General features: G+C 53.9%; 11 protein-coding genes and 1 riboswitch. Of the genes, 6 read left to right on the forward strand and 5 right to left on the reverse strand.

The annotated features are described in order from the left end of the window. Nucleotides 1-6: 6 nt before the first annotated feature. From nirD (INP77_RS03140) to INP77_RS03160, 5 genes are all read left to right on the forward strand, one after another. A complete protein-coding gene (gene nirD, locus INP77_RS03140) occupies nt 7-318 on the forward strand; it encodes a nitrite reductase small subunit NirD (protein ID WP_194747233.1) in 312 nt (103 codons plus the stop codon). A 27-nt stretch (nt 319-345) separates the two neighbouring features. Beyond that, complete coding sequence (locus tag INP77_RS03145) at nt 346-3114, forward strand: nitrate reductase (RefSeq protein WP_228518659.1); 2769 nt, start codon at nt 346-348, stop codon at nt 3112-3114. 484 nt (nt 3115-3598) lie between these two features. Further along, nucleotides 3599-6175: a nitrite reductase large subunit NirB gene (gene nirB, locus INP77_RS03150; protein WP_194747234.1), complete on the forward strand. Its 2577-nt coding sequence runs from the start codon at nt 3599-3601 to the stop codon at nt 6173-6175. 15 nt (nt 6176-6190) lie between these two features. Continuing rightward, on the forward strand, nt 6191-6553 hold the full coding sequence (gene nirD, locus INP77_RS03155) for a nitrite reductase small subunit NirD (protein WP_194747235.1): 363 nt from the start codon (nt 6191-6193) through the stop codon (nt 6551-6553). Between the two features lie 34 nt (nt 6554-6587). Next, entirely contained in the window at nt 6588-7238 is a 651-nt protein-coding gene (locus INP77_RS03160; RefSeq protein ID WP_194747236.1) for a type IV pili methyl-accepting chemotaxis transducer N-terminal domain-containing protein, read from the forward strand. Nucleotides 7239-7359: 121 nt separating this feature from the next. On the opposite strand, the gene INP77_RS03165 is transcribed toward INP77_RS03160, so the two are convergent. Then, nucleotides 7360-7605: a hypothetical protein gene (locus INP77_RS03165; protein WP_194747237.1), complete on the reverse strand. Its 246-nt coding sequence runs from the start codon at nt 7603-7605 to the stop codon at nt 7360-7362. A 194-nt stretch (nt 7606-7799) separates the two neighbouring features. Beyond that, nucleotides 7800-7884: riboswitch (Fluoride riboswitch) on the forward strand. 295 nt (nt 7885-8179) lie between these two features. On the opposite strand from INP77_RS03165, the gene INP77_RS03170 reads away from it, so the two are divergent. Next, a complete protein-coding gene (locus tag INP77_RS03170; RefSeq protein WP_194747238.1) occupies nt 8180-9094 on the forward strand; it encodes a LysR family transcriptional regulator in 915 nt (304 codons plus the stop codon). Between the two features lie 12 nt (nt 9095-9106). On the opposite strand, the gene INP77_RS03175 is transcribed toward INP77_RS03170, so the two are convergent. Genes INP77_RS03175 through INP77_RS03190 form a run of 4 tightly spaced genes read right to left on the reverse strand, consistent with a single transcriptional unit; the run spans nt 9107 to nt 12013 of the window. After that, nucleotides 9107-10318 carry an aspartate aminotransferase family protein gene (locus INP77_RS03175; protein WP_228518660.1) on the reverse strand — a complete coding sequence of 404 codons (1212 nt, stop codon included), beginning with the start codon at nt 10316-10318 and terminating at the stop codon, nt 9107-9109. A gap of 12 nt (nt 10319-10330) precedes the next feature. Further along, nucleotides 10331-10513: a hypothetical protein gene (locus INP77_RS03180; protein WP_194747239.1), complete on the reverse strand. Its 183-nt coding sequence runs from the start codon at nt 10511-10513 to the stop codon at nt 10331-10333. Between the two features lie 55 nt (nt 10514-10568). After that, entirely contained in the window at nt 10569-11282 is a 714-nt protein-coding gene (locus tag INP77_RS03185) for an MOSC domain-containing protein (RefSeq protein ID WP_194747240.1), read from the reverse strand. Beyond that, the gene (locus tag INP77_RS03190; protein WP_228518661.1) at nt 11279-12013 is read right to left on the reverse strand and encodes a glutamine amidotransferase; all 735 of its coding nucleotides are present in this window, start codon (nt 12011-12013) and stop codon (nt 11279-11281) included. The genes INP77_RS03185 and INP77_RS03190 overlap by 4 nt, the downstream gene beginning before the upstream one ends. Between the last annotated feature and the right edge of the window lie 4 nt (nt 12014-12017).

Genomic DNA, 12017 nt, shown 5'->3' on the forward strand with positions numbered 1-12017 from the left:
AAAAAAATGCGTTGGACGAAAATCTGCCCGCTAAACGACATCCCTGCCCTGGGCGCACGTGTGGTGCGTCATGGCGAAACCGACATTGGTGTGTTCCGCACTGAAGATGACCGCGTGTTTGCGCTTAACAACCGTTGCCCGCACAAAGGTGGCCCGCTGTCGCAAGGCCTGGTCTATGGCGACAAAGTCGCCTGCCCATTGCATAGCTGGAAAATCAGCCTGGTCGATGGCCAGGCCGAAGCGCCCGATGTCGGCCAGACTGCCTGCTATGCAGTCAAGGTCGAAGATGGCATGGTCTATCTGCAATTAAACCCGTAATTTTCAGGCAACACGGACAGCTCCCTTATGTCGCAACAGCAACAACTACAGACTGCAAACGATCTGCTCACCGCAGTACCGGTCTCCTTCCATCCGCAACGACGTGAAACCCGCAGCACCTGCTGCTATTGCGGTGTCGGCTGTGGCGTCATCATTACCACCGAGGGCCAGCAGATTGTCGATGTCAAAGGTGACCCCGAGCATCCGGCCAACTTTGGCCGCCTGTGCACCAAGGGTTCGACCCTTCACCTGACTGCCAAACTGGATGCACGCGCCCTCTACCCGGAACTGCGCCTGTCGCGTGACCTGCCGCGTGCACGCGTCAGTTGGGATACCGCGCTCGATCATGTGGTCGACCGCTTTGCTGAGATCATCAACACCCATGGCCCGGATGCAGTGGCTTTTTACATCTCTGGCCAGTTGCTGACCGAAGATTATTATGTGTTTAACAAGCTGGCCAAAGGCTTGATTGGCACCAACAACGTCGATACCAACTCGCGCCTGTGCATGAGTTCTGCCGTCGCCGGTTACAAGGCCACACTGGGTGCCGATGCGCCACCGGCCTGTTATGAGGATATCGACCATACGCAATGCCTGTTCATCGCTGGCTCCAATACCGCCTTTGCCCACCCGATTGTGTTCCGTCGCATTGAAGATGCCAAGGCCAACAACCCGAACATGAAAATTGTGGTGGTAGACCCGCGCCGCACCGATACCGCACAACTGGCAGACTTGCACCTGGCGATCTTGCCCGGCACCGATGTCGCGCTATTTAATGGCTTGCTACACGTGATGCTGTGGGAAGGCCTGCTCGATATGGCTTATATCCACAACTACACCGAAGGCTTTGAGGCGCTCAAGGAAACCGTGCGCGAATATACCCCCAAGATGGTGGCCGATATTTGTGGCGTGCCTGAGGCCGATATCATTCAGGCCGCCAAGTGGTTTGGTGCGGGCCCGACCTTGTCCATGTATTGCATGGGACTGAACCAGTCCATCCATGGCACCGAAAAAAATGCCGCGCTGATCAACCTGCACCTGGCCACCGGCCAGATCGGCAAGCCCGGCGCAGGCCCGTTCTCGCTGACCGGTCAACCCAACGCCATGGGTGGCCGCGAAGTCGGCGGGATGGCCAACCTGCTGTCGGGCCACCGCGACCTCGCCAATGCCGAACACCGTGCAGAAGTCGCGCGCTTGTGGGGCGTGCCCGACGTCCCGGCCACGCCGGGCAAAACCGCGGTAGAGATGTTTGAGGCGGTTAAAAGCGGCGAGATCAAGGCGATCTGGATTGCCTGCACCAACCCCGCCCACTCCATGCCAGACCTCAACAATGTGTTGGCCTCCCTGCAACAGGCTGAGCTGGTCGTGTTGCAAGATGCGTTTAACAATACCGACAGCAATGTCTATGCGGATGTATTTCTGCCTGCCTCGACCTGGGGCGAAAAAGAAGGCACGGTCACCAATTCGGAGCGCCGCATCACGCGCGTGCAGCCAGCCGCCCCCAAGCCGGGTGAAGCCCGTCATGACTGGGAGGCAGTGGTCGACTTTGCCCACCGTTTGGCACAAAAACTGGGTAAACCAGACACCCTGTTTAACTACCCGAATACCGAAACCATTTTTAACGAGCACCGCGAAAGCACGCGTGGCCGCGACCTTGATATCACAGGCTTGAGTTACCAGATTCTGGAAACCCGGGGCCCGCAACAATGGCCGTTTAAATCGGGCGCCAGCCAGGGCGAAGCCCGCTTGTACACCGATGGCGTGTTCCAGAAACCGGGCGGTAAGGCGCATTTTGTCAGCGCGGTGTACAAGCCGACCGCCGACAAGCCGGACGCGCGCCATCCCTTCCGCCTGCTGACCGGCCGCTTGCGCGACCAGTGGCATGGCATGAGCCGCACCGGCACGCTGGCGCAGCTCTACAACCATGTCGAAGAGCCCGTGGTCTCCATGCATGCCGATGACATGCAACGTCGCCAGATCAGTGAGGGCGACATTGTTAAACTGAGTAACAAGCGCGGTGAGTTAATCATCAAGGTACAGCAGTCCGACGAAGTCAAACCGGCGGAGCTGTTTATCCCTATGCATTGGGGCAGCCAGTTTATGCACGGCTTGGGCGTGAATGTGTTGATGCCACCGGCTTTTGATAAAACCTCCAAGCAACCGGAACTCAAGCACACAGCGGTCAAGATCGAAAAGTTGAGCTTGCCCTGGCAAATGACGGTGATGCGCAGCTGCAACGACCTGCACTTGCTCGCCGACATCCGCGCGCTGTTGGTGGCCTTTGATTACGCCACCGTGGGACTGTATGGCCGTGGCAACGGCATGCTGATTCTGCGCGCGGCGCACCACGCTGCTCCAGATAGCCAGCTGATCGCCCGGCTGGATCAGTTGCTTGGCATGGTAGAAGATGCGCCCATGCTACAGCTGGATGATGTCAAACGCGGCATCAGTAAACGCATTCTGGTCGAGCAAGGCCAGGTCAGCGCGGTGCGCCTGATTGGTGAAATGCTGGCCGCAGACTGGCTCAAGCAAGTCATGCTCGAAGGCCAGTTCACCGACGAATTGCGCAAATGGGCACTGGCGCCGCTAGCGGCGCCCCCCACCGGACAAAAGTCACGCGGCAAGATCGTCTGTAACTGCCTGGATGTCTCAGAAAACGAGATTATCGACACCTGTCAAATGGGGGCGGATTTACCGACGCTGCAAGCCAAGCTGAAATGTGGCACCAGTTGCGGCTCCTGCGTGCCGGAACTCAAGCGGCTGGTCAAACTGCATGGCAAAACCCATGCGGGATAAGGACATCACGCGCGCACCTGAATGCAGGTGACCGTCTGTCTGCACAGGATTTCGCCAAGGATGGTGCAATCCTGTGCACATGCCTCATTAGCGTGCACCAGACCAATGGCAGATGGATAGCACGGTGCCCGCAAGCTCAAACATACACGCAATATCTCAGATAAAACACATCAGGAACAATGACTTAGCTTAAATCCCGATTCATCTGCGCCCCCATCCTGGCGGTTGGCATGCCAATTGCTTTTTTGTAGTAACACGTGGCATTTGATCATGCCATTTTTAAATCAGAGATTTTCCATCGTCGGCAAATCTCATACTGGACAACGGCGTCCATAGCTTGTTTCGCAGGATTGCAATGTGCAATCGCGGCATAGGCTATGGACGCCGTTTTTGTTTTTAGGCTTTGAGTTTGATAACGCAATGCACGCAACTGACATGAAAAACATCGTGACACTGCCTGCTTGCATCTGATTAGGAATACAAGATGAATCAACACACACGCATCCTCGTCGTCGGCAACGGCATGGTGGGTCATTACTTTGTGCAATCGCTGGTGAAACGCCACCCTGACCTGGCCGCGGCTAACCTGCAAGTCACCGTGCTGGGCGAAGAACCACGCCCGGCTTATGACCGCGTGCACCTCTCCAGCTTTTTCTCGGGCAGTACCGCGGAAGACCTGTCGCTGGTCGAGCCTGGATTTTATGACCGGCCGGGCCTGACATTGCGCCTCAATGCACGCGTCAGCCAGATTGACCGCCACCAGCATACCGTGACACTGACAGACGACACGATCTTGGCCTACGATAAGCTGGTGCTGGCGACCGGCTCTTATCCATTTGTCCCTTCTGTCACCGGGCGTGACCGTGAAAACTGTTTTGTCTACCGCACCATTGAAGATCTCGAAGCCATGACGGCAGCAGGCAAAACCGCCAAGAGCGGTGTCGTCGTTGGTGGCGGCCTGCTGGGCCTGGAATGTGCCAAGGCATTGAAAGACATGGGCCTGGAAACCCATGTGGTTGAATTTGCGCCGCGTTTGATGGCGATGCAAGTAGACGAAGCGGGCGGCAAAGTGCTGCGCAGCAAAATTGAGGAGCTGGGTGTACACGTGCACACCAGCCGCAATACCACGGCGATTGTCGATGGTGCGACAGCACGTCACCGTATGGTGTTCTTTGATGACACCTGGCTGGAAACCGACATGATCGTGTTCTCTGCCGGTATCCGTCCACGAGACGAACTGGCACGTGAATCCGGCCTGGCCATCGGTGCCCGTGGCGGTATTGCCATAGATAACTTCTCCCGCTCCAGTGACCACAATATTTACGCCATCGGCGAATGCGCCAGCTGGAACGACGAGATGTTCGGCCTGGTCGCGCCTGGCTATGACATGGCCCGCACTGCCTGCGCGCACCTGCTGGGTGAAACATCGACCACTTTCCAGGGCGCAGACATGAGCACCAAGCTCAAACTGATGGGGGTGGATGTCGCCAGCGTGGGCGATGCGCATGGCAAAACACATGGTTGCCGCAGCTACCAGTACACCGATGAAGTACGCAATATCTACAAAAAAATCGTCGTCAGCGAAGATGGCAAAAAACTGCTGGGTGCCGTGCTGATTGGCAATGCCGATGAATACGGCACGCTGCAACAGATGACCGTCAACGACATACCGCTGCCGGAAAATCCTGAATTCCTGATTCTGCCAGCCAGTGATGGCAAGGAAAAACCTGGCCTGGGCGTGGATGCCCTGCCGGATACCGCGGTGCTGTGTTCTTGTAATAACGTCAGTAAGGGCGCGATTGGCGAAGCGGTGGCGGCTGGCAATTGCAGCATAGGCGCCATCAAGTCCTGCACCAAAGCCGGTACCGCCTGTGGTGGCTGCGTGCCGTTGGTGACGCAGGTGATGAAAGCACAGATGGTGAAACTGGGCATGACCGTCAACAATCACCTGTGCGAACACTTCCCGTATTCGCGCCAGGAGCTTTACCACCTGGTGCGTGTGGGCCAGATCAGAACCTTTGACGAATTGTTACAAAAACACGGCCAGGGCCTGGGATGCGATATCTGCAAGCCCACTGCCGCCAGCATTCTAGCCTCATGCTGGAACGAATTTATCCTGAAAAAAGACCTGGCGTCCTTGCAGGATTCGAATGACTACTTCTTGGGCAACATCCAGAAAGACGGCAGCTACTCGGTGGTGCCACGCATGCCGGGCGGCGAAGTCACGCCTGATGGCCTGATCGCCATCGGCCAGATTGCGAAAAAATATGGTTTATATACAAAAGTCACCGGCGGCGCACGCGTGGATATGTTTGGCGCGCGTGTGGAGCAATTACCCAATATCTGGGAAGAGTTGATTGCTGCAGGCTTTGAGTCTGGCCATGCCTACGGCAAATCGTTACGTACCGTCAAAAGCTGTGTCGGCTCCACTTGGTGCCGGTATGGCGTGGATGACAGTGTCGGCCTGGCCGTGCAGCTGGAGAACCGTTACAAAGGCCTGCGTGCCCCGCACAAAATCAAGTTTGGCGTCTCAGGGTGTACACGTGAATGTGCAGAAGCCCAGGGCAAAGATGTGGGGTTGATTGCGACTGAAAATGGCTGGAACCTCTATGTGTGCGGTAACGGCGGTATGAAGCCACGCCATGCCGAGCTGCTTGCCAGCGACCTCAGCAAAGAAGACGCCATCCGCATGATAGACCGCTTCCTGATGTTCTACATCCGCACGGCGGATCGCCTGCAACGGACCAGCACCTGGCGCGACAACCTCGAAGGTGGCCTGGATTACCTCAAACAAGTCGTGATTGAAGATTCATTAGGCCTGGGCGCAGAGCTGGAAGCCCAAATGCAACACGTGGTAGACAACTATCAGGACGAGTGGAAAACCGCCGTGACTGACCCCGAAGTGCGCAAGCGCTTCCGCAGCTTCGTCAACAGTGTGGCGGGTGACGACAATATTGTTTTCGTCAATGAGCGCAACCAGATCCGCCCGGCCACGCCCGCAGAAAAACAACAGACAATACCTGCCGCCAAGGTCATCCCCATCCTGGCGGCAACAGAGTAATCAAGGAAACCGTTTATGAATCAGTTACAAGCAACAAACGCCCGGCCTGCCGAGGCAGCCGCATGGCACCCGGTGTGCGCACTCGAGGATATCTGGCCGAATATGGGGGTCTGTGCCCTGATTGAAGGCCAGCAGATCGCCATTTTCAGACTCAAGGACGACCAGCTCTACGCGCTGGATAATCGCGACCCGCACAGTGATGCCAATGTACTGTCACGTGGCCTGGTCGGTGATTTGGGCGGCGAGCCTGTAGTCGCCTCGCCGATTTACAAGCATCACTACCAGCTACGCACTGGCCTCTGTGTTGAGGACGCAACCGTGTGTCTGAATGTTTACCCGGTCGAAGTCAGGGATGGCAGGGTATGGGTGCAACGATAACCAGGGTGACTCAGAGGACAGACCGATGCACGCCATGAAAAAGACTGACAAACCCGGCCAGCACACCATCCTGAATAGTGACCGCATGGTGGCGCTGATCAACCTTTCTGGCCGCCAGCGCATGCTATCGCAACGCATTGCGCTCAATATCCTGTTAAGTGCACACCAGCCTGAAACACTGGCCCAAGCCAAAGAGGCGTTGGCCTTGTTTAGCCAGACGCATACACTTCTGGTCAAAGGCAACCATGAGTATCCCGGTGTTTATTTTGCCGCGCTGGAAAAAGTATTGTTTGGCCCGGAAGATAACGAGGCCAAAATCCGGCAATTTATTCAACATTGCCAACAGGCGATTAGTGCCTGCGAAAGTAATCAGGGTCTGCCTGCAGCCATGATCCCCTTGCTGGGCGAAGAGGCCAGCTTGATCGTGGCCGTCCTCAACCAGATCACGGTCACGTACGAAAATGAATCCAAACACTGCGAACTGCTCAGACGCAAAAAGCAGGAAAACCTGATGAGCAGCATCCAGAAGATCGCCAAAGAAGCCAAGATTGTTTCATTTAACGCGCAGGTCATCGCCGCACGGTCTGGCGACGCCGGCAAGGAGTTTGCCGTGGTCGCCAGCGTCATGACCGACATCACCAATGAAATTGAACAACTGGTGGCTAAAGCGCTGGTGAGTGATTAACACCCTAAAACACCATCACCATCAGCCCGGATGGATGATGGTGATTTGTTTGCGGGCGAACGGCAGTGCCAGTCACTGTCGTCGCGCATTATGCGGGGATGACGCAATCATTCCCCATGGGTTAGCCGTGGTGTTCATGGGCAGCAGCCACTTGATGCTGTGACTGCACATTATTTTCCATCACTTGCTCGATAAAGGGATTCTGGCTGAGGCTATCATCAGACGCACTTTGTGCGCTGGCCTGGCTCGATTCAAACTTGGTATGCAGCATCGTTTCAACCGCGTTTAAATCTGTGGCGTTTGAGTTATCGGCCGCAAAACCAGCGACTGAAAAAGACAACAGAACAAGGGTAGATAACAGTTTCATTTTTGACTCCTAGTGATAAACAACAGTACGTTGTGAGGTGAAATTTACGCGGAGTCTGGGAGGAAATGAAATTGTTTGTTTGAATGGATTTATTCAAACAAACAATGGAACCTTTGGCGCCTTACGGCGAGCTTACAAAGCCTTAAATAGGGAGGAGATTCCCTTGACGATAGATTGATGCCCATCTAATATCAAACCCCATAGGAGATGACATTCCTCCTTGGGAGTCGCGAGTAAATACTTCCTCAACCGCCCAGTGCTGATGATGTCTACACGAACCCGGGACGGGGGGTGTAGACACGACCATACGCCTTGTCCTGATATTGAAACCAAGCTTGGGACAAGTCTCTTGAAATTGACACCAGTTCACACACCACAGACCTTGTTACGTCAACATTCGGTTCGGATTTCCTGTCCGCCGCAACCCTATCCGCCTGTCTTGCCCAAGCCGGGGCCTGACCCTGCGCCGCCACCGGAATGATGAGATGCATGCCCCCACCATTCGTTTTGACCAATGTGGAAAGATTGCCTGCCAGCGCCTCTGACCCCACACTCAGCCAAGGACCGATAAGCCATGAACTTACGTGATTTGAAGTATTTATTAGCCGTCTCTGAATATAAAAACTTTAGCAAGGCGGCTGAACATTGTGCGACCACGCAGCCCACTTTGAGCAATCAGATCAGAAAGCTGGAAAACTATCTGGAGGTGGAGATCTTTGAAAGAGGCACGCATTTTGTGCGCGTCACCCCTGTGGGAGAAAAGATTATTGAGGCGGCCACGCAGGTGATCGAGCATGCAAACCAGATTGTTCACATTGCTCGTGAAGCCAGGCAGCATGCCTCTGCCAAGCTCACCTTTGGCAGTTTTCCGTCTCTTGGCCATGCCCTGCCACTGCAATACATCTTCCATCTAAAACAGCAGTTCAAGCCATTTAAAGTGCAACATGTGGAAGAAGATGTGGATGTGCTCATCGATTTATTGGTGAATCAGGAAATTGATTTTGCCTTGCTGCCATTGCCGGTCACGCATGCCAGTCTGACGGGCATCAAACTGCTGGATGACCCGTTTTACGTAGTCGTGCCCAGCCATCATGCCTATGCCTCATGCAAAAGCCTGCAACTCAGTGATTTAAACCAGCAACCCCTGCTGTTTCTGGTGGAGGATCAGTCGCATTACCGGCAAATTCTGGAGCATTTTGATGCCAATTTTGCCCGTCAGCATTTGGACAAAGATGATGATTTCAAGGCGGTGAGTTTTGAAGCGCTCAGGATGATGGTCAAACATGGTTTGGGGCTGGCCGTGATTCCTGGCACAGCCATCAACCATGAGGATCATGATGTGCACTATATCCCCTTTGCCTTACCGGCGATTGGTCGCTCGATTGGCGTTTACTGGAATAGGAACCATGTGAATCAAGCACTGTTGCAACAGGTGTGTGCTCAATTACAACGCCAACATGATGGAGAAACAACGCTGATTGCAACTTGAGTGCGATTTGCGTCAAACCAAGCTAGCTTGTTGACGGCCATGCACTTGACGGGGCTCAAGCCACTCAAGCAGGCGGCCTATTTTTGCGATGACCATGTCCAGCGTGTGTTCAGAAGAGGTTAAACAAGGCAATAATCGAATGACGTGATCTCTGGTGACATTGATCAACAGATGCTCCTGCTGCAATGCCTGAGTCATTAAATGACTGGCTGGCACCGCAAGCTCTATGCCCACCATCAAACCCAACCCTCGCACATCCACCACATATCGATTGCCTGCTGTGGTGCGATTGAGCCGCTCTAAAAAAACATGACCCATTTCGGCAGCCCGTTCCGCTAACTGACTTGCCTGCATGATGTCCAGGACAGCGCAGGCAACCCTGCTGGCCAGTGGGTTGCCGCCAAACGTCGATCCATAGCCCCCTGGTGAAAACAGCCTTGCTGTCTCCCCTGTGGCAAGACAGGCGCCTATCGGGAAACCATTCCCCAACGCTTTCGCCAACGTTAGCACATCAGGCACAATCTGTTCATGCTGGTAGGCAAACCACTGACCGGTTCGACCAAGACCAGACTGAATCTCATCTAACATCAGCAACCAACCATGCTGATCACAAAGTGATCTTAATTGCTTTAAATAGCCCGGTGAGAACACTTGAACGCCACCTTCGCCTTGAACCGGCTCCACCAGAATCGCAACAACACGCTTCTGCTCAGCCGCAACTTGTTGTATTGCTGCTAAATCATCAAAGGGCACCCGGATGAAGCCTGCAATCTGCCGTTCAAACTCAAACCCAGTCTGCCTGGAGGCATTGGAACTCGCTGCATTGGTGGCATAGGTCCTGCCATGAAAAGCATTCTCCATCACAATCACCACCGGATGAGTAATGCCTTTTCTTAAGCCATACAGCCGTGCAATCTTTAAGGCAACTTCATTTGCCTCGCACCCGGAGTTACAAATAAAGGCTTTGTCCATGCCACTCAAGGCACACAGTTTTTCGCCAAGTAACGATTGCCAGTAAATTTCTGTCATATTAGAGGTATGAATTAATTGCGTTGCTTGCTCTGCAAGCTGTTCAGCAATCACAGGATGAGCATGCCCCAGGCTGGTAACACCAATGCCAGAAATGGCGTCAATATATTCCGTCTGGTGAATATCCCACAAACGGTCACCTTTACCTCGTTGAAACATCACTGGCAGGCGCTGATAGGTATGCATCAAATGCATGACTTTGTCTTTCTACTCAAGTTCTAGAGAAGTAATATCTACGGTTGTAAAAATAGGTTCCATGGCGAGCAATCGGGTGCCATGAGGACCTGTTTCCAGAATCCGGTTTTCCTCGTAGGAGACCTGAATTTCTATGGAATAACCTGCCGACGCACTCAATAGTGCCATCATGTCTCGCACGACCTCTTTTGCCATCGGGCCCTGTGTTTCCACCTTGCACCAAAGCCGGAAGTCTTTCCAGACGATGAGTCTATAACGTAGGCTCATAGCGCTGCGGCCCTGCCAACCGTGCGGACCAATTCTCCACCGATGAAGTCTCAAGCCTGTGCTCAAACATGGTCCGCCATCTGTCCACCAAGGGTAGGTTGAGTGCACTTTTCAATTCATTCTGATCTAGCGGGGAGTGATAAAGCAATAACAGCATCCTGTGCAGGCTCCAGTCAGGATACGGACGCTCGTTCAAGGTTATGACATCGCCAGCGGCAATCACTCCCGGCTGCAGGACACGACAATAAAAACCCGTCTTCCTGTATATCTGCATTTGCTGGGCCAAGTCTGGAATCCCGGAGCGATCATTGATTTTCCAGCAAGGTTGTCTAGTCTGTGTCACTTCCAGCATGACACTCCCTATCGACAATCTATCCCCCATGCAAATCGTCAGTTCTGAGAGCCCCGTTGTGCTCAGGTTTTCACCCAATGCGCCATGACTCATCAAGTTTGCTGAGGGATAGCGAGTGTATTGCTGCCATTGTGCATAATGCTCGCTCGGATAAATATGCACCGCTTTATCAAGCCCGCCATGCAGGCGTCTGTCTGCCTGCTCATCGCCCTGCAATCCTGTAAAACCAACCTTCACAGGCACATGCACAGCCGTTTTTAATATGGCGCTGGTTGTCCCAGGACGCAAAAAAGCACGCGGAGTACCCATACATACCGCTTGCACCACACCGATGACTTTTTTCATGGCAGATCCTGTTCTGCTTGATCTAGCCAGGCATGAAATACGCGCTGGGCTGCGTCCGACAAAGCGGCAGCATACAGTTTGCTGTCCCCGCGCAGCTGGTGCAGATTGATCTCTGCCATATGTAATTCACAGGCATGTCCAATCAGCCATTTTTCAAGCGCACTTGCATCAAACTCCAGATGGCACTGCAAGCACAACAGATAATCACCAAGGCTAAATGCCTGATTTGGGCAATGTGACGTCCCTGCAAGCAACTTGGCCTGCGGCAGCACAGAAAACTGATCTCCATGCCAATGGAGTACTGACACCTCAGACCCCAGTAAGCCCAAGGCAGATTGCCTGCCTTCAGCAGTCAAACTCAGCGGTGAAAAGCCAATTTCTTTGCCTTGCCGCATGGGCAACACCTCGGCGCCCAGCTGCTTGGCAATCAGTTGTGCGCCAAGACAAATACCAATCATGGGTTTACGCGCGAGTAGTCTGGTATGAATCAGTTCAGCCTCATCCTTAAGAAACGGGTAGCGTCCCAGCTCATACACACTGATGGGACCACCCAGAATGACGACTAAATCGGCTTGTATGACATCAGGCAACGCAGGCAATGGATCGCCTGCCTCAACATATCGAATCTCATAATTCCTGCTTTGTAGCACCGGGCCGAATGTCCCAAGATCCTCAAAGGCAAGGTGACGGATCACCATGGCCACTTTTCTACGCATGGTTGTATCGTTCATCGCA

The organism is Methylophilus sp. 13, from assembly GCF_015354335.1.
In the GTDB taxonomy this organism is placed as follows: domain Bacteria; phylum Pseudomonadota; class Gammaproteobacteria; order Burkholderiales; family Methylophilaceae; genus Methylophilus; species Methylophilus glucosoxydans.